A 23373-nucleotide genomic window follows, 5' to 3' on the forward strand; every position below is an offset into this window, starting at 1 on the left:
AAGGCGTCATCAAATTGCTCTACACTCGCTGGCATTCATTTGCCTTCAAGGAGTTTGATATGCCATCGCACAACCCACATCGGGTGTATATTCCCACCAATGGGCCACCGGCGAAGAGCTTCGTAGTCAGGCTGCAAGCTTCCACGCTAAAGTGGTGCAATTGCTCAATCAGCTGAAAGAACAGCTGGCCGAACCATGCAGCATCAAGCTGCGCGATCATCAGCATTTATCCTACGATCTTTTTGCCAAAGCGAAGGGCCAAAAAGAAAGCTATGGCTACAAGCTTCGTGGCTTGTACCCGCGCTATCAAGCCAGACAGTGTGAGCTCCCCGTTGAGCACAGCGACATTACCTATGTCACAGTGACCTTGCCACTCAGTCGTGCATTAAAACAACAGCTGCTGCACGAGCGCAGTGAGGACTTCAGCCCGCTGTATCAGACGCTGCAAGACAAATTTCAACAGGCCTGTGCCGGTAAGAAACTGGATCGTCTGGCGATGGTAGCTAATGGCCTGACTCCGCTGGTACGCAACAGCAAATGGGATCAGCACGATAAAAATCGTGAACTTCAGAAAATCAGCTTCAACCCGGATTGCAGTGAGCCGCAGTACCTGACGTTCTGGCAAGCCGATAATCTGGTAGAGAGCGCCCACTTTGTGCTGGTAGCCAGCCAAGAAGATAATACCGAAATGGGCTACGGCCGCTTTATGAATCAGGTTGAAGACGCATTACGCAGCTTCGCTAAGAGCATCGGGTTTGATGGCCAGCACCAAAACCTGACCGTACGCTTCTTCCAGCATATTAGTTACGTGCTGTAAGTACCGATGGGTGGGAAAACCTCCCACCCACACATCACTGTCCTCGGCACTTCTGTAAAGGCATCTATCTGGACTCAACCGGCATTGGTAGCGAAGTGGTGACTGCTCAGGTAAGGGACGGTTCACACGTCCTTTCTGCCGTCAGCTTTTTGATAGAAATTGACTGTGGTCCCGATAACCCATGGGACGCTCCGGAACAAGGCTGTGTTATTATCCCTTAATATCTCATAGCACCCTATCAGGCACGAAGTGCCTGATAGTTTTTAGAGCGAGCCAATGTCAACCATAAAGAAAACGCTGCTGTTAAGCCTGATAATGCTCACAACCGGTTGCAGCAGTGTCCCGCAACTTGAAAACTGGCTTGTTCAGAAACATTCTATCAAGGTATATCAGAACAATCCGGGTACCATTTCGGCTTCTATCGTTACACGTGAAAGTAACCATTCACTGTATAGCAAAAGCGGTTATGTCTTATGGCTAAAAACACATGCCCATTACCGAGCACAGCCAAACAGACTGTCCGCTAGACAATTAGCTGCGTTGGATTACCTTCCGCTACACAGCATCCAAACAGACAGCATGCAATTAACTTTCAGTTACGACAGTCGGTTAAACTGCTCAGAAGCAGATATCAGCACATGGCAGCAGTTTCTTGTAAACTCTTTTCCTGCGCTTTTGTTTCAACAGTTCCAATTGCCTTATGATGTCAGGGTACGCTTTGTCTCCAAACAATCGTTTCATTATATACATCGCATTGATCCTGCTACCGCACAACTGAACTTTTACTTCCCAGCCGATTGCCAGGACATTCAGCAAGAAGAATGGCGTGCTTTGCAGCTCGCAACCATCGCCCATGAAATCACGCATATCGAACAGTATTGGCTTTTTGACAGATACAGCAGGCTCGTCCAGTTTCCCAAGGTCATGACAAGGTCGTCCCCAGAACCATACCGCCTTTTAGGTGAGTACATTGCGCATAAAATGGATATTTGTGCGATGCTTATCAGCGTGACGGATAGCTCCATTCCAGATCAGCCGTTAGCAAGGATTATTGTCAATCGACCTGAAAAATTTTCTGCAGATTATACTCTGCAAAATTTGGGGGCACTCATACTGCAAGATACTGACTTCAATACCGAAGACCTCTCGGAAGGAGGGGGGCTATTGTCTTCATTCGGAAGCTTGCTGGCTAATGACTGGCTGGCAAAGTACGCCGATGATGAGGGCTTTATCTTCCATGGCAGTTCGACTGACGACAGTTTTATCGCAGCTTGCCAGAACATTTTAAGCGAAGCAGCCATCATCGAAGCTGGCGATGAAATTAGGCAGTTGCTTACCAATTAACAGCTGCTGGTATTTATAGTTATGTAGTCTATCAAGGTGATATCGGTAGCAAGTTAAACAAGATAAGCTGCGTTTCTTTCGTTATGATGATTAGCCAACTGTATAGTTAAATGCATTACTTATGAGTCACTTTACCATTCTGGTCGCTCCGGTTGAACACCAGACTACTGAGAAAAACAGCGAGTTTCTGACCTTTTTGCACCCGATCGCCGATCGTAATGAAGCGATGCAGTGGATCGAGCACTACCGCGCGCGTTATCGCGATGCCAACCATGTCTGCTGGGCTTATATCATGGGCAACACGCGCCAGCCTGATACTCAGGCCTTCAGCGATGATGGCGAGCCAAGTGGCACGGCAGGCCGGCCTATGCTGCATGTACTGACAGAGCGCGAACTTGGCAACGCTGTAGCCGTGGTGGTGCGCTATTTTGGCGGCGTGAAACTAGGCGCAGGTGGCCTGGTACGAGCCTACTCTGCTGCGGTATCGCAGGCAGCAAATCTGGCTGAGTTAAGTACCGTCAGCCCACAGCTTGAGCTCACTGTTCAGGTCAACTTTGCCGATGAATCCAAAGTACGGCAATTGCTCAGTCAGCATCAAGGCGAGCTGAAAGGCTGTGACTACAGCAACCAAGTGATGCTGCAGATCACCCTGCCCGCGACGGCAGAAGTTGAGTTTTGCAGCCAACTGAGCAATATAACCGCGGGTAGCGCCACCATTGCCTCTGAGTAAGTCGCAGCAATAATACCCTTTTAACCAGACTCTTGAAATCACATCTCATCTGTTAATGTGTCATTATAGCTTCAATTTCGAGCGCCGAATCAAGAAGCGCGGGCTTACTCAAAACATTTTTACACTCCTTAAGAAAACTACCCTTGGAAGTACTGTTATTGTAAATAAAACCTTCGCTATCAGCGTATTGCTCAAGCCATAAGAATACAAGCTCACGCCCTAGATCTGAGTAAAACCGGCTCTTTGTGAAACTAGTGCCTTCAAAGGAGGCATGCTCAAGAAGATATTGGCCAAGGTTTTCGAAGTTATACTCCTTCAAAAAACCCTCTTCGACAGTGATTTCAACCATAAGTAAAGGCTCATCTTCAGGTATCACTGAAGCTACGATAAGTGCCTCCGTGCAAAAGCTTACCTTATAGGCAATATACTCGCCTAAAAGCTTTAATGGATCGGTCCGCCTTCTGCTCAGATTTTGTGGCAATGGAAATAAATCCCTGTAACCATCATGAATCCAAATTTGTTCAATATGTGTAATCTCATGAGTTATAGTGCTAAACCTCGCAGCACTCCAATCTGCTTGTTTTACCTGCTTGCAATCAGAGGGTAAATAAAAATAAAAATTAAGGAGTAACTCATCAGGACTAATTCGATGAAAATTATGAAAGGATTGCCCTGACACAAAAAAAACATTAACATGATACTGCAATTGAAACTGCTTGAAAATACCTGAAATATCAATATCTTGAAGAAATTTACGCCAAGCATCCATAACAGTGTCTGGGCAATCGAACTGACTGTCGTAACTAATATTGATAATATTATTTAAAATTCGAGTGCTTGATAGCTGCTTGAAGTTCAATTTGGCTAATTGGTGACTTCGTAATGCATCAGAATCATTGGCGTAGTGCACCATCGTTCTAAGCCATAAAGAATAGCCGTTCTTGCTGTAGTAGCTATTATCACTTTTTATCCATACAACATCTGCATTAACACTGCCGGCATTAGCTCGATAGTCTTTTTCCAGCACCTTAGACAGATAATAGTTTTCAAACTTATCCCTGTATTCGCCATAAGAAACACAACCACTCAAGCAAAGTAGAAAAATCAAAAGTATATTTTTTTGCATTCTTGTTATGAATTCCCTCTGAAAACCCGTGCTAAATATTGACTACTTAGCACGGGTCTACCTTTAGATACAATGGCACAAGTACACAACCTTGAGGAGGGGCTTCCCAAGGATGCTCAGGTCCACAATCTATTTCTACTAAAAAGCTCGTTGCTGTCAACACTTGTGACCCCTCTCTGAATTGTGCCGTTACTACTTCGCTACCAAAGCCTGTTGACTCAAGATAGAGTGACATTTGTACCGATGTACCATTATCTACCGCGTAGTAAAGCCAATCAGCTGCACCTGCAGGGTCAGCAATGCGTATCTGGTTGCCAACGGTAACAGTGCTGAATGCTTGGCTGGAAACAACATAATCAGCATTTAACACTTCAACTAATACCTTCTGATTCAAAGGTGTAGAATAAGTATTAGTCTGTTGAAGTACAACATTAAAGTTGCGAATATGATTTTCGACATCTTGCTTAGACGGTTTCTGACAAGAAGGAATGCATAGTCTACCACTTCCTGTTACCTTTCTTGTTTCAACGGTTCCTCCACTTCCTCCGGTTACTTCAGGTGGAGCCTGTTCCTTAGTACTCTCACTTTCATAGCCGAGTATCAACTCGAAGCAGCCGATAAGAGCCAAGGACATTAGCAAAATACCTACAAAAGTTAATTTTCTCATATATATTCACCTATTAGTTAATATTTAAATTAATAGAGGTTCATATCGTAAAAAAAAAGCAATAAAAGACAATATTTAAATGTAATTTTAGTCCTTCAAGTGTAGCAATTTGAGGCTAAGAGCAATTATTCTTTGGGCTATCGCCTTAGTTTACTTATTAATTGGAACTAGCATTTACGCTTATTCCATGGATAATAACCGCTAAGAAACGACACTATAATGACACCATGGCAGCCGCTAAGAGTTGCCGACAGGATGCGCTATGTCTCAATTACTTCGTATTGTGCTGCTCCATACCCATTTACCGGGCGTGGTAGAATTGCAACTGGATCAGCACACCAATATTTGTGGTACCAATGCCTCGGGTAAAACCACCTTGCAACGGCTGGTACCGGTGTTTTATGGCGAGCAGCCGAACCGCGTCGTACCGAAAACCCGCAAGAAATTCGATGAGTTTTATCTGCCCTACTCCAACAGTTACCTGATCTACGAATACCAGCGGGAGAACGGCGATGTCTGTCAGGTGGTGCTGACCAAAAAGAGCGATGGCGGTGTCGAGTACCGCTTTGTCGGGGCACCTTACCAAAGCGATTTTTATCTACAGCACAACGAAGATGGGGTGAAAGCTCTCAGTTACAACGACTGGGCCAGCGCTATGCGTGCTCGCTCGGATGTGCAGGTATCGGCTAAAATCAGTGCCACCAGCGAGTACCGCAGCATTATCCAGAACGACGCTGCTGCCCTGCGTGGCAACAATGCCGATAGCGTCAAGTTACGCCGCTTAGCTGCCAGTTTTAGCTTGGTGGCCAGTGGCCATAAGCTGCGCCACATCGAAAAGCTGGTCAGTGCCGTGCATGCCAAAGAAGGCAAAATGGATACCTTGAAAGCCATGCTGGCGGCCATTTTTGAAGAAGATGGCGTCACCCTGCCGACCACCAAGGTAAAAAATACCAAAGCACGGGAGTGGATCCTGCAGATGCGCCAATCGATGCGACTGGATCGTCTGCAGCAGGATTTTGAACGCTTGCAGCAACTGGCGCGGCAACTCGATGGAGCCGAGTCGCAACTGGCCGCCTTGCTGCCGCTGTTGCAAGAAGATGACCTGCAGCTCAAGCAACAACGGGCCGATGCGGAGCAGCAGGTCAATGCCCTGCGTCAACAACTGCAAAGCATCAAAGAACAATTTGGTCAGCAGCAACTTGAGCTAAGCAGTCGCCTTGCCAAGGCCGATGCCGACTTGCACGAAACCTCGTCCCGGCTGGATCGGTTGCAGCAGAAATTTGATGATTTCGACAACAAAGACATGCCAAAATTGCAGCGTGACACCGATGCCCTGCCATTGTGGCGTGAAACCCTGCAAGAGCTGGCCGAGCAATATCAGTTGATGGTCGAGCAACATGGTGATCTGGAACGACAGCTGGAGCAGCGTAAAGCTAAACTAGGCGAAGCCTTCAATCGCTTAAGCGAGCAACATCGCGCCAAATCCAAACAACTGCAGCAACAAAAGGATCAGACCCGCGAGCAACAAGACAGCAAACTCGCCACGCTGGAGCAAGCCTTTCAGGCTGAGCTGCAACAACAGCAGCAGACGTTTGCTCACCAACTCAGTGAGTGCAGCAGCGCCATTGCCGTGCTGCAGAGTCAGCTCAACGCCTCACCGCTAACCGAAGCAGAGCATGATGAATTGCGCGCGGCTGAGCTTAGGCGTGAGCAGGCGCAGCAGCAAGCGCAACAACAAGCCAGGCAATTACAACAATTGCAAAAAAGCTATCAACAGGCGCAGCAACAGCGTGATCAGGCCGATCAACAACTGGAGTTAAACCGCAAAGCACTACACAGTGCCGAGCAGCAATTGCACAGCCTGCATCGTCAGCTCAGCCCCGAGCAAGGCAGCTTGCGTCATTTTTTGCGCCTGCATTACAACGGTTGGGAACAAAAGCTGGGCAAGGTGCTGGATGAGCGCCTGCTAGAGCGCCATGATCTACAGCCGCATCTGGTTGATCTGACCGATAGCCTCTATGGCTTGCAACTCGATGCAGCCGCCATCGATACCCCTGACTACGCGCAGGATGAAGCCGCCATTCGTCATAGCATCCATGCCGCCGAGCAGCAGCTGGAGCAAGCCAACACAGATAAGGTGGCGGCCGAAAAAGCCCTGAAAGACAAACACGAACATGCCGAGCAGATTCGGGCGCAACTGGAGCAAGCGGAATGGCAACTGACCCAGTACGAACAGAATATCGACTATGCCAGTGATGCCCGCAACCGGTTAGAGGCGGCGCAACGCGAGCTGATTAAACAGCGCCAAGCGACCGTGCGAACAGAACTGACCGATCGCCAGCAGCAGTTGGAAAAAATGAAGCAGCAGCAACAGCAGGATCTGCAGGCTTTTACCGACGATCACAACAGCCAGAAAATGGAGCTAAAAGCCGACTGGCAAGCGGAGCTGCAGGTGTTCGATGAACAAATGGATGAGCTCGAGCAGCAACTTGATCGCAAGCGTGAAGACAATAAAAGCCAGTTACGTGAGCTGCAGCAGGCTTTTGCTGAAGAGTTATCGGCCAAAGGCATCGATCCACGTCGTTTGTCTGAACTGCGTCAAAAACAAGATCAGCTAAAAGCGGAAATTCAGGCAGTTACTGAGCGCCAAAACGAGCTAAGCAATTGGCAGAGCTTTATGCAGCTGGACTGGCAGCAATTACGCCCTCAGCTGTTGGAGCAAGAAACCAGCCTGAAGCAGCAACAGCGCAGCGCCAAACAGGCACTGGAACAACTAAAAGCCGATTACAGCCAGCAGCAAAAACAGTTGGATCACAACAAGCGCCAGCAGCAAGAGAAAATGCAACATGCCGAACAGCGCCTTGCGCAGTTAAAGCCGTGCTTAAGCAAGCTGGCTGAGCTGCACTTAGCCAGCGCCGCCCCTGCCAGTCTGGAACCTGCCGCTGATGTGATTGAGCGCCTGGCACGAGCCAACGAAGCGCTGGAGCAACGTAGTAAACTCGATAGCGCCTTGCAACATGCGATGGAGCAATTTGAAGGTATGCTCAGCAAAGATGCCGGCAGCGAGTTTCTCGATCGGCTGGAGCATGAAAAACGTAAACTGCCTGAATACGCTGGCAAACGCCAGCAACTCCCCATACTGGCTGACTTGCTGCGCATTTTACAAGATGCCCGGCAGCAGTTGTTGGAGATGGGCGAGAACATCGGCGGCGATCTGAAAAAGTTTTTCACCGTCTTTAGCGACATCAACCGCCGCATTGCCCTGCAAAGCCGCCGTTTAAGCGAAGCCGTAGCCGACGATTTGGTGCTGGAAGGCATCAGTCGCTCCGAAGTGCGTATTCTGTCGACCATCGATGAGCTTGGTTTCTGGCAGCCACTGAAGCACTTCGCCAAGCTTTACGATGACTGGGGTGCCTCCGGTAAAGCCCTGCCCTCCGAACAGTACCTAAACGCACTGGCCGATGTGGTCGAGCTGCTACGCGCCGACGAGCAATACAGCATCGAGTCGCTGCTACGACTGGAGCTGCACCTCAGTGAGGGCGGCTCCGAGCTGGTGATTAAAAACGACAGGCAACTATTGGAATCGTCCAGCCATGGTATGGCGTACTTAATTTTGTGCAAATACCTGCTGGCTTTTACCCGCTTGCTGCGTGGTGAGGCCAACGTCAGTATTCACTGGCCGATTGATGAAATTGGTACCTTAGCCTATCACAACGTGGAAAAACTGTTTCAAGCCTGTAGTAGCAACAATATCGTCATTGTTGGCGCCTTCCCGAACCCGGAGTCTGACGTACTGATGCTATTCCAGCACCGCTATTTGATCGAGCCGAGCCAGCAAGACCCAAGCAAGCGCCAACTGAAACGCATTCAACCCAAAGTCAGCCGCCTTGCTGAGCGACTGGCGCAGAAACAGCAGGAGGCCAGCTGATGTTACACCATGGTCCTTTACTGGAACGGCTACTAGCCGGAGATTTTATCTGTCAGATCAGCGATGAAGATGCCTTTCGTCACCTCAGCAATGAGCAAGCGCAGCAGGAGATTGACCACTATTTGCGTCCGCTCAACCGCCGTCTGGTCAGCAATGATGACCACAGCGTGTTTTACCTTGGGTACCATGAGCTGAATAAAAACGCCCGTGAGCACTTAAGCAGCCAGTTTGCCCTCACCGTGCAATCCTTGTTGCCTTTGCTCGAATGGCTGCAACTGGTGCAAGAGACACTGGGCCGCGACAGCGCCTTAACCGCTGGTGACACCATCAAGCTGCAGGAATTTGTGCTGCGCACCGAAGACAACCAAAGCTTGCGACAACGGCTACAGACTCTGGCCAGCGACCGCTTTTTCAACAGCCAGAGTGAGCAGTTGGACAGTCAGGTCAAATTGATTTTTCGTCGTTTAAAAGAGCACGGCTACCTGCTTCAGCCCCATGCTGAGCGGCAGTATTACGTGGTGACCGGCAAAATTGATTACCTGCTGGATGTGATCCGCTTTATCCGCGATGAAGAGCAGCTACCGGTAGACGATACACCAAGTCAGGAGGCTCTGCTCTGATGGCTCCGCTCGATAGCACACTCACCTCCAACTTGTTTGCCATCGGCGCCGAGCGGCTGGCCCTGCTTGGCAAGCATCATAAAGCATTGATGCAGGGCTATCTGGATGGTCAGGTGGATGAAACCACCTTCAGCGAAGCTGCCTTAAAAAAACTGATCGCAGCCCGTATTTTATGGCGGCCAGACGAGCAACAACCGCTTGCGCTCAGACCACTGGTCAGTGAGCTGATTGCCAGCATGGTGGCCGATGAAAACCGCCGTCAGATCAATGCCGACGTGGCCGAAAAGCTGGAGCAGATCCGCAATCGGGTACAAGCCTACCGCGATGCCCAATTCAAGGGCGATTACAGTGTGGCCGAGCTGCAGCTGCAACGCCTGACCGAGCATGTTCATGATTTAAGTGGCCAGTTTGAAGAAGCCATCGACAGTCTCTGGCACCGGTTAAACAGCGACTTTGGTTTTGTCAGTAGCCTCGATGAAAAAATCCGTGAAAACGAGCGCGCGCAAAAGCAGCTGCGCCGTCTTTTGGATGGTCTCGATTTACTGAATTTTGATGAGTTGATCGAGCTATCCGAAGGCAACAGTCATCTACGCAAACTGTTGGTCAGTCAGTTGCAAAACCAGCTCAGCTCACACCACAGCAGCTTATTGGAAGTGCAAAAACGGCTGGTACAGCTGTTGGCCAAGTTCCGCCAGCAGCAAGCCCGCTCCATGCTGATTACCAATATGGCAGCGTTTTTGCGCCAGCACCCGAAATACCAACCGGCCGATTACCCCAATCGCTCCGAATTGCCCGGGCTGTTTAATCAGGCCCCGGCAATCCGGCCACAAGCCGCCATCGCGCTGGATAAAGCGTCCGAGCGTGATATTCTGGCCGAGCTGCTGCAAGCCCTGCCCAAACCAAACCGTATTGAGTTGCCCGAACTGCACAGCGCCAACTTCGCCGAACAGCTGGTCGATGAAGCCATCATGGCGCGGCAACAAGCCCTGAAAACCGATGTCGAGAACTTCTATCTAAAGGTCATCGATCGAGGTGGCAAGCTAAGCGCTCTGGATTATCTAAACGAGCAGCAGCTCAGCTGGGACAGCGAAATTTGGCTGTACCAAATTCTGGCCGATTACCAGGCGTTGCCGCGAGAAGAAAAGCAAATGTTCGCCATTCGCCGCGATGAAACCCCGGCCAGCGAGGTTAACCAACTGATGCTGATCCGCGATATCCAGATTGCACTGCGAGCCGCCTGATGCATAACGCCCTGAGCTTACAGGCGCTCAACTGGCTACAACAGCTGGATCAACGGCTAAAGCGCGATGGTAGTGCCTTGATAAAAACCAGCGGCAAGTTGGCTGCTCAGGTCATTCACTGGTGTATCGAACAGCAGCTATTACCCGACCATAGCGCCACCCTGCCCAAAGTGCAGTTTAATCAGGCCTTACTGGAGCAGATTGCCGTGACACAACGGCAATTAAAACAGGCCTGCTTCAGAGAAAGCGTCAGCCAACACGATCGGTTACAACAAGCTCATTACGCGGAGCAAGAATTGAAAACTGCAGGTTTAAGCCCGCGCCAATCCCGAGTATTGCTTAGATTGAAGCATACTGCCCGCATCGCCAACTTACCAGTACAAACAGTTGATATCGATTGGCAGCAGTTAGCCTTAAACGATTACGATGCTCTGCTGGTGGTAGAAAACCTGGATTGTTTTTATCAATTAGAATGCTTTACCTTGGACCTGCCGTATCAACAACCTCTGGTCATTTATCGCGGCGACAGCCATTACGGTAGTGGTTGCAAATCACTAAAAACCCAGTGGCTTCAGCAGCAAAAGCCCACCATTTATTTCGGCGACTTTGATGTAAAGGGGGTTAGTATTGCGCTGCACGAAGGCTATGATGCCATGCTATTGCCTGAATTTGCCGAGCTGCAAAGTCACGCCAGCGCCGCCATGTTACCAGACCAACAACTCAAGTTCCTCGCTAGCATCAATGAAAAATGCGTAAGCACAGCATTCCAACCCTACCAGCAATTGCTTTGCCAACAACTAAAAGGCCTGCGCCAGCAGAATATGCAGGGGGTGCAACTTAAACCAGTGACAGTGCACTAACCTCTTATCCTTTATTTTATAGAGCTATTTAGCCAATTAGCCTACAGGGGATTAATTAATCGCCTACAACCTTACATATGTCCAGCATATGTAATTTTAGTGCAGGTAAAGTTACATATGGAAATCAAATATCCACTTACTTGCCTTATCTTACATATGGGCCGCAGGGCTTTACTAAGCGCCAAATAAGCTTAAATATCGAGTGAAAACAAAAACCCGATTACGCTGGTAACCGGTGATTTCTTGCAACATACCATCATGGGTCATCTTATTTAGTAATGCTGAGGCAGTTTGGTGGCTCACCTCAAGTAACCCGCTTGCTTGTATTGCTGTAATAGCAGGACGACGATATAAATGGCGCAACAACAGCTGGACATTTTCAGCTCGCTTACCGTAAGAAAATGCCAACTGATCCATGTCCCTTCTAAGCTCCAAGATACTTTCAAAGGTTTGCTTACCTTTTCCTGCTGTTTCGATGACAGCTGATAGAAAGAACTTCACCCAATGAGTCATATCATCAGACATCCTAACTCGCATAAGAGCATCGTAATAGCTAGCTCTATTTCGCTCAAAAAAATCGGAAAGATATAGGGACGGCTTGCGGAGTAGGCCCTTACCAACTAGGTACAGCGCTATCATCAGTCGTCCGATACGCCCATTACCATCAAGGAAAGGGTGGATGGTTTCAAACTGATAATGACTTATAGCTATACGAATTAAATCCGGCACATTAATATTTTCGTTGTGCCAAAACAGTTCAAGATCACCCATCAAAGCTGTAACTTCCTCTTGATGAGGAGGAATGAATACTGCGTCAGCTAGGCCACTGCCACCAATCCAGTTTTGCGAGGTACGGAACTCCCCTGGCGTTTTGTGTTCGCCACGAACGCCCTGCATCAAGACTGCATGTGTATGCTTCAATAAGCGGTTGGATAAAGGTAGGCGTTGCAGTTCATCCACGGCTTCATTGATGGCTTGAATATAATTCTGCACCTCTTGCCAGTCATCACGCTTTTCTGGTGCCAGCTGGCTGCTATCTAGTACAGCTTCATCAATGTGGGTTTGTGTCCCTTCGATTCGAGATGAGTTGTTTGCTTCCTTAGTGATGTGCATTTGAATAAACATATCAACATCCGGCACAATCAACGTGAATGCATCCAGTTCTGCCAGCGCCCTCGAAGCCCGCTCTAATAAAGTATTGATTTTCGGATCTTCCCAGCTCCATTCGCGGTTGACAGGTACAGGTGAAAAGCTTTTGTATTGGTATTGCTGCAGCCACTGGCCCGCTGTAAAGGTTTCAAACTTCATAGGCACTCCTTGCTTCTTTGCATTTAGGCTTTACGCTCTTTTTTACTCATTTTAATTTTGATGTTAGCTGCTTTTTCTACCTGAATACGCGCCAGTAAAGCACTAGCTGGTTTATCGCTCGGATCTTGTGGGACCAGCAACTCATAACCAATCTAGAGCATAAGTTGCTGTTTCGCAATTTAAAACAAGATAAAGAGTTAAGTACCTACGTCACTTTTGTCTTCAAAAGCATTGACTCTTAACAATGCCACACCCAACCAGATAAACCAGACAATCTGCAACAGGCCAAAGGCGTCTTTTAGATAGGGCACGGCATGGAGCACGGTCAGAATACCGAGCGTGCCAATAACCAACCCCAATAGATGCAGTGCTTTGGGTAACCATTTTTGCTTAAGGCCAGCGATGCTGAGCAGCAATACCCAGAGCCCACCGACCAGTTCAATCCCCCCACCCAAGGCATTGGTGATAAGCCAGATGCTATGATAAAGCGCCTGCACTTGGTCGATACTCACGAGATGAAACAGTCTGTCCAGCCCAATCAAGTACGTCATGCCTGATGCCATCATCAGCATCACCCAGATGCCGCCAAAACGATCCGCCAAGCTCGCTAGCGCAGCATTCTAAGCATTGCTATGGCTGTTGGTTTTAACGCCCGGTCGTCATTTTACAAAGCCTTTAAAACCAACACCGGCATGACCCCGGCGCAATACCGGGCGCACCCAGCTGAGCAGGAACATGAACATGAACACCATGAATAGTGTTGAGCTAACAATACTAAGCGAATAGCGTTGGGCACAAACTAAGACTAAACGCTTTTAATCCATCCGTATACGAGCCAGCACCTGCACCGGCTCGGTTAGCGGCAGTGACAGCAGGATCCCTTCACCAGAGGCTGGGGAAATACCAGTCAGTGCTGTGATGTTGACTTGATGGGTGATTAAAACGATGGGGGATTGCTGAGGCGCTGTTTGCAGGAAATGCCGCAATGCCTGAGTTTGTGTCGGGCCGTCGCCACGGCCGGCAAAAAACGAATTGATGATCGGCAAGGGCTGTACTTCAGCAATGGCCATAAGTTCTGCCGTTTCGAGGCATCGGCACCACTGGCTGCTAAACAGCTGTACTGATCCGCTATGTTGCTTCGCTAACAGCTGGCCCCAGTCTCTGGCTTGCTGCTTGCCTCGCGCATTCAAATTCCGCTGCGTGCTGCAATCTTCCAGCACGAAACCTGCCGGGTCGCCGGTACCGGGCGCTAACGCATGCCGCATCAGTAATGCAGCTTCACCCGCACGCCATGCGGCCCAAGCGGCTTCATCGGCAACCGTGGCTAACGGCATCAGCAAACAGAACAATAGTATGGTTCGATTCATGGATCAGCCAGTTCGTCTCTTATTATCCTTCTACGCGAATCGGTAGCAATAAGTTTTGTGACTGACAATCAGATGTTTTCATGCTATTAAACTAGCCAAGTTAAACTGAATACCTCGGATACTCATGATGAATAAATTATGGTTGCTCACTCTGTCTGGCTTGCTGCTGCTAAACGGCTGTGCATCGATGAATAAAGATGCCTGTCTGAACGCGGACTGGCGCACCATCGGCTTTGAAGATGGCAGCAAAGGCAAGCATGAGGGCTCTATCAGCCAATACCGCAAAGAGTGTGCCCGACATGGTATCACACCTGATTTAGATGCCTACCTCGCTGGCCATCGCGAAGGCTCGGACCGTTTTTGCACACCCAGCAATGGCTTTCGCACCGGCCAAGCTGGCACGGTGTACAACAACAGCTGCCCGCCAGCATTAGAGGCTGCATTTCTGGCCGCGCATGCCGATGGTCAGCAACTGCATCGGCTACAACGATATTTACAACAACAGCAAGCAGAGCTAAATAAAACGGAACGTCAGCTTAGCGCTATGGAAAGTGAGTTGGCTATTCAGGAAGAGTTATTGATTGCCGACGGCTATACCCGGGAAGAGCGGCTAGAGATTCGAGAACAAATCATTTTATTGCAGATGTCCATCAATGATGGCTATGGTCGATTGTCGGAGTTGCAGCAGCTGGTCCAGCAAGCCGACGCCGATTATCAACGGAGTTTTCGGCGCTTGTCGGCACGTTACTAGTGCCCTAAGCGTCTTCGTCACTCGCTTGCTGTCTTGCTTTACGCTCCTCAGCTTCAGCAAAGGCAGCTTTAATTTGCTCCAGCACTGAGTCGACATCAGCGGCGCTATCATCGGCGATGAATTCGCCGGTGAGTTCCACCTCAGGGCTCAGCTCACCCGCTTCGTACAGCGCCCAAATCTCGCCAGCATAGTTGGTGCTTAGCAGCTCTGGCGCATACTGGCCGTAATAATCGCGCATATTGTTAACGTCGCGCTCCAGCATCCATTTGGCATTGTTATTGGCCGCAGCATCAACCGCTTGTGGCAAGTCGATAATCACCGGGCCGTGGTCATCCACCAGCACATTAAATTCCGACAAATCGCCATGGATCAAACCTTCACACAGCATCATCACCACGTAGCGCATCATGGTAGCGTGGTCAGCCAGCGCGATGTCTTCATCCATTGCCACATCGCCTAAACGCGGCGCAACCATGCCTTCGTCGTCGCACACCAGCTCCATCAGCAAGACACCATCGTAGCAACCATAAGGACGCGGTACTCGCACCCCTGCCTTATCCAGCTTGAATAGAGCATCTACCTCCGCATTCTGCCAACTTTCTTCTTGCTGAGCCCGACCGAACTTTGAGCCTTTCTCCATCGCCCGGGCACGGCGAGAGCTTCGCACTTTACGGCCTTCCTGATACAGCACTGCCTGTTTAAAGCTACGTTTGCTTGCTTCTTTATAGACTTTGGCGCAGCGAATATCCTCGCCACAACGGACGATATAGACCGCAGCCTCTTTACCGCTCATCAGTGGGCGGAGCACTTCATCCACTAAGCCTTCTTCGACCAGTGGCTGAATACGTTTTGGTATTTTCATAGCGCCCTTATACCCTAGTTAGTCACGGCAGGGAATATCACAACTGCGCTTAATGAATAAAAATCTGCGGCGCTGTTATGTCAGCCAACCGGATCGCAATGCATATAATACGATGCTGGCCATGGCAGCCAACAACATCACCAAAAGAGTAAGCACCATGCCAAACACCCGGAATTTCAGTGGCTCGGGTTGCTGGCTCACCCCATAGGCGTGAGATAACCGGCCTATAAACAACGCAATCCCCATAACATGCAGATACATCGGCGCTAAGCCACTGTATTCCGCCAGAAACATCAGCAGCAGAGCAAAAGGCACATACTCGGCAAAATTAGCATGCACCCGGACAGCTCGCTGTAACAACTCCTGACCATTACTGCCCAAAGCCACTTTGTACTGATTGCGTTTAGCAATCACCCGGAAACTCAGCACAATAAATACTATGGTCAGCAAGCCAGCATAAAAAGCCGTGGTCATAATTCAGAGTCCTTTTTTACCTGGCAGGCACAGTGCCTTCACCATAGTCAGTAGTATAACTGTCTTTTCAGATTGATGATTTTAAACCAATACCACTTCCTGCAGATGATTTTGCAAATGCAACCAGTGAGCATTGTAATACTGCGCTTTACTGAGCCGGCCATAGGCAAAATGAGGAGCCAACTCACCCTGCCAGGCAATAAATAGCTCTAGCTCAACCACCAACTCGGCCTGAGCTACATCTAAGGGCACCTCAGCTTTAAGTGCCGGGGCTCCTGGCAAGGCTTCATCCAGTGGATGGTGCATGCGCCCAATACTGCTAAAAGCCCCGAGCGCAACAGCCCCAACCGTGTATTTAAATAGTGCGGAACGCTGCTCAGGGTAGCCAACGCGGGAATAACGAATGCTTTGCGCGCAATGCTGGAAAATTTCACTAACACTCCAGCTGCCCGTGCTACGAAGTTGATGTAACGGTAAATGCTGCAACTGAGTGGACAACTCCTGTAACGGGTAGCGCCGGAGTATGGCCCCCAGCTGGCTGCCCAGCAATAACACAATTGGGGTGCCCACCGCGATACCAATAAATTGTCTACGATCCATAGCTTAGGTACCTGTGCATGCTATTTTCTGAAACATAGCTAACTGAGTTGGAGGGCCAAGCTCTGCATCGTTCTCACCTATGCCACGAAACTGTACCTGGTAACCATGTCGCTTCGCCACACCCAGCGCCCATTGCTTAAACTTAGCCCGGCTCCATTCAAACTTATGATCCGGGTCACGAAACTCACCGGGCCGTAAGCCATAAAGCACATTGTATTCGCTATTCGGGGTGGTGAGCAATAATTGACCGGGCTGCAATACCGAGAACACCTGATGCTCCACCGCTGATAAGCGACCTGCCGGTACATGCTCAATGGTTTCAATCATCACGGCCATTGGAAAACCTTTGAGCGCGGGTTGCGGTTCGGCGTAAGAGGCGCACAGTAGTTTCAACCGGCAAGGTACTTCAGCCAACACATTCGACAGTTTATTGCGCGCCTGCGATAATGACTCACCAGATAACTCCAAGCCGACGACATCCGTAAATTGTGAGTCTGCCATGACTTTCAGTAAAAAAGATCCCGAGCCACAACCCAGATCCAGTACTTTGCTGACGCCGCTCGACTTCACCAACCGGTAGAGGGTATCAAGCCGAATATCATGTAACGCGCTGGTTTGAGTATCTTGCTGCATGTCGCTGTGGTCGAAAATATCAAGAGTAACCGCAGAGTAGCTTAATTTCCCTGGCAATTAAAGCAGCGAACGAGAGAGCCGCTTCACGGTATCCTAAAGATCAGGTAAGCTAAGCAAGGTTAATCATATCCTGGTCAATTAGTGGTTTGAGCTTGTTGTAACTCTGGTCTCCGAAGTGAGGTGGTGCCCAATCATGATGATATCCAATGCATTCCGGCTGACGCTATGCTTCTGTATGCTTTGGCTACCTCATGCGCAAGCAGAACCGGCCGACATTACCTTCTACACCGAACATCTGCCCCCTTACAGTTATGTTGAGAATGGTGAGGTCATCGGCATTAATGTAGAACTGGTCGAGGGATTATGCCAACGGCTCGAGTTATCTTGCAGCATCAGTTTACTGCCTTGGCGTCGTGCTTTTAGCTTGGCACAGCAACAACCTTTGAGTGGTGTTTTTTCCACATCACGCACGGATGAACGCGAAAGCATGTTTCAGTGGGTTGGCCCTATTGCCTCCGATTGGGGCTATCTATTTCGCTTAAAAGGCCGTACTGACGTCAACCCCACCAATCTGGAAGAGGCGAAAGCCTTCAAACTTGCTATTGCCCGTGGCGATGTATATGAAAGCTACTTTCAGCGCCATGGCTTTGAATACGGTGTCAACCTACTCGACTTCGCCACTAAGCCGGAGTCAATTCCGTTGTTTATTGCCAAGCGTGTGGACTTACTGGTCGGCTCGCCTCGTTCAGTGCGAAGCTGGATGCTGCACCATGGTGAACCAGAAGATAGTGCTGAGGCGCTATTTAAATTACGGGATGTGGGTGACAATTACCTGGCACTGCACCCCAGCTTTCCGGCTGAACTGACTGCCCGGCTGCAGCAAGAGCTGGATCTGCTGCGCGAGCAGGGAGTAATTCAGGCCCTGATCGAGCAGTATACTCACCAGTAATGTCAGGCTTAAAAACGGTAATTCAGGCCAAACAACACGGTGCCAAAGGATTTAAAATATTTACCAGAACTGTAGCTGGCTTCAGTTTGAAAACCCAGCGCATTTTTAAACTGATACTGCCAGCCAACTGCGCCAATCACACCAAACTCAGTTTCACTAAAGCGACGCGTGCGATACTGCATGGCTATCCGATTTTGGCTAATGCCTAGCTTTGCGTACAGCTGCTGCTGTTGCGTTATAGGGTAACCAGCATAACCGCTAATGCTGATGGCGCTGTAATCGATGTCTTCCAGCTCACCAGTAAAAATGTTGGAAGCTACACTACCAATGCCCATAGAGCCGTTGCGGTAGGCCAGTTCAACGCCATACTGAGGATCCCATTGGTAGCGATAAAACAGGTTGTAACCATTAAAGTCTGAGACTTTAAAATCCTGATCCGCTTCAGGATCGGTTACCTTAGTTGACCCCCAAAAGAGGTTAGCACCAACTCGATGACTGCTGCCCGGCTCACTGGCCATAGCCGTTGTAAAAAATAGTCCAGCACCGAGAAAAACCATTGTTAACATCGCACTTTGTCGCATACTCAACACTCTTTTGATTTGACAGGGCAACCATACAACAAAAAACACTCCAATTAAACAACAAAGGTTAATTTTAGGTGATGGTAATCTAGCGGGAGTTTTGCGGTAAAAACAGGTACACTTTGCTGCTGAACGCCAACACTGACAAAACAAGGCTCCCTGAACTTGCGACACCATACCTTTCGGCCGACCTGGTGGCTTCCCGGCGGCCACTTGCAGACACTGGCGGCCAAATACCTGCACCCACGCTATCAGGGCAGCCTTAGCACCGAATGGCTACCACTGCCGGATGGCGATGAACTGGAATTGTGTTGGAGTGAGCCACTAGCAGCGGATTATCAAGGGCCGCTGGTGCTGTTGCTGCATGGTTTAGCAGGTAATCAACACAGCCACTATGTACAAGGCATGTTTGCTGCTTTTAAACCTTTGAACTGGCCAGTAGTACTGATGCATTTTCGGGGCTGTGGAAACAGGCCCAATCGCTTGCCGCGGGCGTATCACTCGGGAGATACCGCCGATTTAGGATATCTCATTACGCAATTGCTTCAACGCCACCCAAAGGTACAGCTGCAAGCCGTTGGCTTTTCACTTGGCGGCAATGTGTTGATGAAATACTGTGGCGAGCAGCAACAGAACAATCCGCTCAGTGCCGCGGTTGCGGTGTGCGCACCACTGGCTCTGGCTAGCAGTGCCAGACGGATCAACAGTGGTTTCAGTAAAGTGTATCAGCGCTACTTACTGCGGCAACTTAAAGCCAGTACCTTGCAGAAGCTTAGCCATTTTCCGCAGTTTCCGATCCCTTTGGATAGCCAGCAGCTTAGGCAGATCCGTAGCATTGAAGCGTTCGACAACAGCTACACGGCTCCCATTCATGGCTTTCGGGATGCGGCGGACTATTATCAACAAGCCAGTGGCAAAGCCTACTTGGCACATATTGCCATCCCAAGCTTGATCATTCATGCGGCTGACGATCCCTTTCTCGCACCCGATGTGGTGCCAACTGCTGCAGAACTATCTCCCTTTATTCATTATGAATTGAGCCCAAGCGGCGGTCATGTTGGCTTTATTGCTGGCCATAACCCATTGCGGCCACGATTTTGGCTGAATGAGCGTATTCCACAATTTTTCCAACAAGTGATGACCCCATGATTATTCCCTGGCAACAGCTGGATGCAACTACCTTGAACAATCTGATTGAATACTATGTACTGCGCGAAGGCACCGACTATGGTGAGCATGAAGTGTCACTGGATAATAAGGTGGAACATGTGCGTCAGCAATTGCAATCTGGCGATGTGGTATTGGTGTATTCAGAGCTGCATGAAACCGTCAACCTGATGTCAAAACAACAATTTGCCGACAACATGTAGCGGCGCGTCATGCTGACACAGGGCGCTACCGCGCCCTGAATATCATGTTGACGTAGGGGCGCATGATTGCGCCCAAGCACACAATTAACGTACTAATTTACCAGCCGTATCCAGATACACCTGACCACGCGCTTTCACCGTTGCCGCATCACTATATTCCGAGGCCACATGCACCTCTTCCAGCACTTCAGCTAGTTCGGCTAACTCTTCGCGCATTTTCTCAAGCGCATTTTCCAGCGTATAAGTGAGCTGATGCACTTCGTGCAATTGATGCGGAGTCAGTGTATCCAGTGCGACCAGCTCAGCCAGCCTGGCGTTATAGACAGAAAAATTCTGCACTGCTTCCGTCAGGGTGTTCGAGGCTTTGCCTTCAAAATGATCGGGCCGTTCTGAATGGGCCATCGCCGATACAGACACAGCCAATAAAGCGGTACAGGTGAGTTTTAAAAATGTCATGCTTAGTCCTTCTCCAAAGTAAGTTGGTACAAGGTCGTTGGCGTCGTGCTGAGTGTCAGCTACTCATGGCAGCTAATCTGAAGTGAACACACTCTGATGGCGTGTTTCAAACGCAGTATACGCCAACTGCATAAAAAAAACAGTGGCTCGCAAGGCCAGGGGCGCAATCATGCGCCCCTACGATATGGGTATCAGCTGAGACTGCAGACGACTGCAAAATTACACCGCTCGTCTGGCCGGGCGACGCTGGCTCAACACCCAGACCACAGCCAGTACCAACAACAGAGGCCACAACATACTAAAGCCAACCACCAGCAACACGGCGCCAGCAAGTACCACGCCAAGCAGCAGGCTATTCAGCAGCACAGCGCCAAGTAGGTAGGCCAAACCAGCCAGACACAACACTACGACTGCGCCCACCAGTAAATCGACCACCAGTACCACACCACCGACGAACAAAGCGACCATCAATCCCAGCAAGGTAGGGCCAAGCCAGACTATAGCTGCCACCAGTGCCAGTACAATTAATAGGTTACGCATGTGCGGCCTCCTTGCGACCGGTTTTTTGTTTCAATTCAGCCATGGCTTGCTCTAAGGCATCATGCTGCTCCAGGTCGCGAAATTGTTGCTGTAAACCAGCCGCACTATCGGTCACTTTTGCACCCAGCTCATAGGATTCTATCTCAGCTTCCATCGCATCAATTTTCTGCTCATAGCGATCAAACTTTTGCAGCGCCGCTTCAATGTTGACCGTTTGCTGCTGAGTTCTGGCCTGCAGCCGAACGCCTGTATTGTGCTCACGACGCTGTAACTGATGATAACGCGTTTTCGCTTCTGTTAATTTAGTTTGCAAACGGCTGATGTCCTGCTCAATATCCCCCAGCAAATCAGCACAGGTTGCTAAATCAGTGGCTAACTGATCATCATGTTGCTCCAGCTTTAACTTTTCAGCTAAAGCGGCCCGAGCTAAATCTTCCTTTCCCAGTTGCAGTGCTCGTGCTGCTTTTTGTTCCCAGTCGGCGGCTTCGGCATGCATCTGCGTCTGCTTGCGCTCGAGCTGCTTACGCTCCGCTATATGTTGAGCAGCAACGGTCCGCAGCTCCACCAAAGACTCTTGCATCTCCTGCACCAGCAAGCGCAGCATTTTTTCCGGATGCTCAGCTTTATCCAGCAAGGCATTCAGGTTGGCATTAATAATATCGGCTAAACGGTTTAATGCATTCATGGTTGTTTCCTTTAGTCTGTGCCACTACAGTGGCCAAAGTGATGTGTCCCAGTGTTCTGTTTTTAAACAAGCTCATTTCAACTTTTTCAATAATGGTTATTTCAAGAGTTGTGCCACCACTAAGAAAAACCATAAAAAACCAATAAAAACAAAATGATAAAAATTTACTCTTGCTCACAACAGGACGTATCAAAGTCATCACACCATACCTGACTTAGTAAAATTGACTACAAAGTGGTGAAAAAATAAGAGGAAATACTATTTCAACTGCTTAAGCGGAACAGTCTGACAATTGAAGGGGCTACCAATAACAGGGGATTGATGCAGAGCAAGCCACATGCCTGCTCTGCACATAAGCTTAGCTAAACATCCAGTGCTTGACGGCAGACGCTAATTCGTCCGGGTGGAATTTGGCAATAAATTGGTCGGCACCCACTTTTTTTACCATCGCCTCATTAAAGACTCCACTTAACGATGAGTGCAGTACCACGTGCACCTTGTTCAAATCCGGGTGTGCTTTGACCTTAGCGGTCAGGGTATAGCCATCCATCTCGGGCATTTCTATATCCGAAATCATCAGCGGCACCTGCGAAGTGATATCACCACCCATTTCTTCGGCTTTTGCTTCCAGCCAGCGTAAGGCTTCGCGGCCATCATTCACCAGCTGTACTTTCACGCCAATCGAACTCAATGCTCGTTTTACCTGATTTCTCGCAACCGACGAATCATCCGCCACCAATACAGTCAGCTGGGTTAAGTCAAGCGAAGCGGCTTCAGCTTTAATGGTATCGCTGACCGTTTCATCTGGTGGCGAGATCTCAGCAAAGACTTTTTCTACATCGATCACCTGCACCAGCTTATCATCCACCTTCGTCACGGCAGTGAGATAGTGGTTATTGCCCGCACCTTTTGGCGGCGGCATGATTTGCTCCCAGTTGATATTGACGATGCGATCGACGCCGCCAACCAAAAAGCCTTGTGTGGTGCGGTTGTATTCAGTCACCAGCACAAATGAGGTAGCCAAGTCAGCAATCGGTTTGCCCCCGGTTGCCTGACTCAGGTCAATCACTGTAATCGGCACCCCCCGCAAGTGAGCAATACCCCGCACGAACTGATGAGAACCGGGAGTTTCCGTCAGCTCAGGGCATTGTAGCACCTCTCGTACTTTAAAAACGTTAATGCCGTAGGGTTGCGGACTGTTTAATCGAAAGATCAACAGCTCCAATCGGTTTTGACCAACCAAATTTGTCCGTTGGTCAACAGATGCCATAAATTTACTCATGCAATATCCTTAACAGCCAGCTTTAACGAAATAACTCATTTTCAAGACCACTACTCACCCAAATTTTTAGAGCGACTTCGTGCTTGTGATTGATACGAATGCCTATGGATACAAGTGTAGATGAATTTAGCTCGCTTCATTTAGAAATATGATAAAAAACTAACGTTACCGACCGATGCGCC

General features: G+C 49.3%; 25 protein-coding genes and 1 pseudogene. 12 read left to right on the forward strand and 14 right to left on the reverse strand.

From position 1 onward, the window contains the following. Positions 1-64: 64 nt before the first annotated feature. From Q3O60_RS12495 to Q3O60_RS12505, 3 genes are all read left to right on the forward strand, one after another. Positions 65-817 carry a DUF3083 family protein gene (locus Q3O60_RS12495; RefSeq protein ID WP_305894327.1) on the forward strand — a complete coding sequence of 251 codons (753 nt, stop codon included), beginning with the start codon at positions 65-67 and terminating at the stop codon, positions 815-817. A 579-nt stretch (positions 818-1396) separates the two neighbouring features. Next, positions 1397-2161 (forward strand): hypothetical protein, encoded by a 765-nt coding sequence (locus Q3O60_RS12500; protein WP_305894277.1) that lies wholly within the window; start codon positions 1397-1399, stop codon positions 2159-2161. Between the two features lie 121 nt (positions 2162-2282). Beyond that, positions 2283-2891 (forward strand): YigZ family protein, encoded by a 609-nt coding sequence (locus Q3O60_RS12505; protein ID WP_305894278.1) that lies wholly within the window; start codon positions 2283-2285, stop codon positions 2889-2891. A gap of 52 nt (positions 2892-2943) precedes the next feature. Here Q3O60_RS12505 and Q3O60_RS12510 read toward each other — a convergent pair whose 3' ends face one another. After that, complete coding sequence (locus Q3O60_RS12510; protein ID WP_305894279.1) at positions 2944-4017, reverse strand: hypothetical protein; 1074 nt, start codon at positions 4015-4017, stop codon at positions 2944-2946. A 46-nt stretch (positions 4018-4063) separates the two neighbouring features. Beyond that, positions 4064-4684: a hypothetical protein gene (locus Q3O60_RS12515; RefSeq protein ID WP_305894280.1), complete on the reverse strand. Its 621-nt coding sequence runs from the start codon at positions 4682-4684 to the stop codon at positions 4064-4066. 262 nt (positions 4685-4946) lie between these two features. Here Q3O60_RS12515 and Q3O60_RS12520 point away from each other — a divergent pair, with 262 nt between their 5' ends. Genes Q3O60_RS12520 through Q3O60_RS12535 form a run of 4 tightly spaced genes read left to right on the forward strand, consistent with a single transcriptional unit; the run spans position 4947 to position 11333 of the window. Then, positions 4947-8612: an ATP-binding protein gene (locus Q3O60_RS12520; protein WP_305894281.1), complete on the forward strand. Its 3666-nt coding sequence runs from the start codon at positions 4947-4949 to the stop codon at positions 8610-8612. Beyond that, positions 8612-9232 (forward strand): hypothetical protein, encoded by a 621-nt coding sequence (locus Q3O60_RS12525; RefSeq protein ID WP_305894282.1) that lies wholly within the window; start codon positions 8612-8614, stop codon positions 9230-9232. Before Q3O60_RS12520 ends, Q3O60_RS12525 begins: the two co-directional genes overlap by 1 nt. Next, on the forward strand, positions 9232-10473 hold the full coding sequence (locus tag Q3O60_RS12530) for a hypothetical protein (protein ID WP_305894283.1): 1242 nt from the start codon (positions 9232-9234) through the stop codon (positions 10471-10473). Before Q3O60_RS12525 ends, Q3O60_RS12530 begins: the two co-directional genes overlap by 1 nt. Then, the gene (locus Q3O60_RS12535) at positions 10473-11333 is read left to right on the forward strand and encodes a DUF7281 domain-containing protein (RefSeq protein ID WP_305894284.1); all 861 of its coding nucleotides are present in this window, start codon (positions 10473-10475) and stop codon (positions 11331-11333) included. Before Q3O60_RS12530 ends, Q3O60_RS12535 begins: the two co-directional genes overlap by 1 nt. Before the next feature lie 174 nt (positions 11334-11507). Here the strand turns inward: Q3O60_RS12535 and Q3O60_RS12540 are convergent, their stop codons facing one another. Next, positions 11508-12641, reverse strand: a complete 1134-nt coding sequence (locus Q3O60_RS12540; RefSeq protein WP_305894285.1) for a Fic family protein — start codon at positions 12639-12641, stop codon at positions 11508-11510. 197 nt (positions 12642-12838) lie between these two features. Further along, entirely contained in the window at positions 12839-13243 is a 405-nt protein-coding gene (locus Q3O60_RS12545) for a hypothetical protein (protein WP_305894286.1), read from the reverse strand. Positions 13244-13252: 9 nt separating this feature from the next. Here Q3O60_RS12545 and Q3O60_RS12550 point away from each other — a divergent pair. Continuing rightward, positions 13253-13399 (forward strand): annotated as a pseudogene (locus tag Q3O60_RS12550) (helix-turn-helix domain-containing protein); the annotation flags it as partial. Positions 13400-13456: 57 nt separating this feature from the next. Here Q3O60_RS12550 and Q3O60_RS12555 read toward each other — a convergent pair. Then, positions 13457-14008 (reverse strand): histidine phosphatase family protein, encoded by a 552-nt coding sequence (locus Q3O60_RS12555; protein ID WP_305894287.1) that lies wholly within the window; start codon positions 14006-14008, stop codon positions 13457-13459. Between the two features lie 124 nt (positions 14009-14132). Here Q3O60_RS12555 and Q3O60_RS12560 point away from each other — a divergent pair, with 124 nt between their 5' ends. Beyond that, on the forward strand, positions 14133-14759 hold the full coding sequence (locus tag Q3O60_RS12560) for a DUF2799 domain-containing protein (RefSeq protein ID WP_305894288.1): 627 nt from the start codon (positions 14133-14135) through the stop codon (positions 14757-14759). Positions 14760-14763: 4 nt separating this feature from the next. On the opposite strand, the gene Q3O60_RS12565 is transcribed toward Q3O60_RS12560, so the two are convergent. The 4 genes from Q3O60_RS12565 to Q3O60_RS12580 form a co-directional block, all read right to left on the reverse strand. Continuing rightward, entirely contained in the window at positions 14764-15621 is an 858-nt protein-coding gene (locus Q3O60_RS12565; RefSeq protein WP_305894289.1) for a PA4780 family RIO1-like protein kinase, read from the reverse strand. Positions 15622-15696: 75 nt separating this feature from the next. Beyond that, positions 15697-16095, reverse strand: a complete 399-nt coding sequence (locus Q3O60_RS12570; protein WP_305894290.1) for an MAPEG family protein — start codon at positions 16093-16095, stop codon at positions 15697-15699. Positions 16096-16176: 81 nt separating this feature from the next. Continuing rightward, positions 16177-16695, reverse strand: coding sequence for a DUF1569 domain-containing protein (locus tag Q3O60_RS12575; protein ID WP_305894291.1), 519 nt, complete (start codon positions 16693-16695; stop codon positions 16177-16179). Between the two features lie 3 nt (positions 16696-16698). Further along, positions 16699-17328: a methyltransferase domain-containing protein gene (locus Q3O60_RS12580; RefSeq protein WP_305894292.1), complete on the reverse strand. Its 630-nt coding sequence runs from the start codon at positions 17326-17328 to the stop codon at positions 16699-16701. Between the two features lie 193 nt (positions 17329-17521). On the opposite strand from Q3O60_RS12580, the gene Q3O60_RS12585 reads away from it, so the two are divergent. Further along, positions 17522-18277 (forward strand): substrate-binding periplasmic protein, encoded by a 756-nt coding sequence (locus tag Q3O60_RS12585; RefSeq protein ID WP_305894293.1) that lies wholly within the window; start codon positions 17522-17524, stop codon positions 18275-18277. An 8-nt stretch (positions 18278-18285) separates the two neighbouring features. Here the strand turns inward: Q3O60_RS12585 and Q3O60_RS12590 are convergent, their stop codons facing one another. After that, positions 18286-18858 (reverse strand): porin family protein, encoded by a 573-nt coding sequence (locus Q3O60_RS12590; RefSeq protein WP_305894294.1) that lies wholly within the window; start codon positions 18856-18858, stop codon positions 18286-18288. Positions 18859-19023: 165 nt separating this feature from the next. Between Q3O60_RS12590 and Q3O60_RS12595 the strand changes: the two genes are divergently transcribed. Beyond that, on the forward strand, positions 19024-20007 hold the full coding sequence (locus Q3O60_RS12595; protein WP_305894295.1) for a hydrolase: 984 nt from the start codon (positions 19024-19026) through the stop codon (positions 20005-20007). After that, a complete protein-coding gene (locus Q3O60_RS12600) occupies positions 20004-20228 on the forward strand; it encodes a YheU family protein (protein ID WP_305894296.1) in 225 nt (74 codons plus the stop codon). Before Q3O60_RS12595 ends, Q3O60_RS12600 begins: the two co-directional genes overlap by 4 nt. An 84-nt stretch (positions 20229-20312) precedes the next feature. On the opposite strand, the gene Q3O60_RS12605 is transcribed toward Q3O60_RS12600, so the two are convergent. The 4 genes from Q3O60_RS12605 to Q3O60_RS12620 all read right to left on the reverse strand — a co-directional run bounded on the left by Q3O60_RS12605 (position 20313) and on the right by Q3O60_RS12620 (position 23191). After that, on the reverse strand, positions 20313-20684 hold the full coding sequence (locus Q3O60_RS12605) for a DUF6746 family protein (RefSeq protein WP_305894297.1): 372 nt from the start codon (positions 20682-20684) through the stop codon (positions 20313-20315). 219 nt (positions 20685-20903) lie between these two features. Further along, positions 20904-21224 carry a hypothetical protein gene (locus Q3O60_RS12610; protein WP_305894298.1) on the reverse strand — a complete coding sequence of 107 codons (321 nt, stop codon included), beginning with the start codon at positions 21222-21224 and terminating at the stop codon, positions 20904-20906. Further along, the gene (locus Q3O60_RS12615; protein WP_305894299.1) at positions 21217-21909 is read right to left on the reverse strand and encodes a PspA/IM30 family protein; all 693 of its coding nucleotides are present in this window, start codon (positions 21907-21909) and stop codon (positions 21217-21219) included. The genes Q3O60_RS12610 and Q3O60_RS12615 overlap by 8 nt, the downstream gene beginning before the upstream one ends. A 358-nt stretch (positions 21910-22267) precedes the next feature. Next, positions 22268-23191: a chemotaxis protein CheV gene (locus Q3O60_RS12620; RefSeq protein ID WP_305894300.1), complete on the reverse strand. Its 924-nt coding sequence runs from the start codon at positions 23189-23191 to the stop codon at positions 22268-22270. Positions 23192-23373 lie beyond the last annotated feature (182 nt).

Source organism: Alkalimonas collagenimarina (assembly GCF_030717845.1).
Classification (GTDB): domain Bacteria; phylum Pseudomonadota; class Gammaproteobacteria; order Enterobacterales; family Alteromonadaceae; genus Alkalimonas; species Alkalimonas collagenimarina.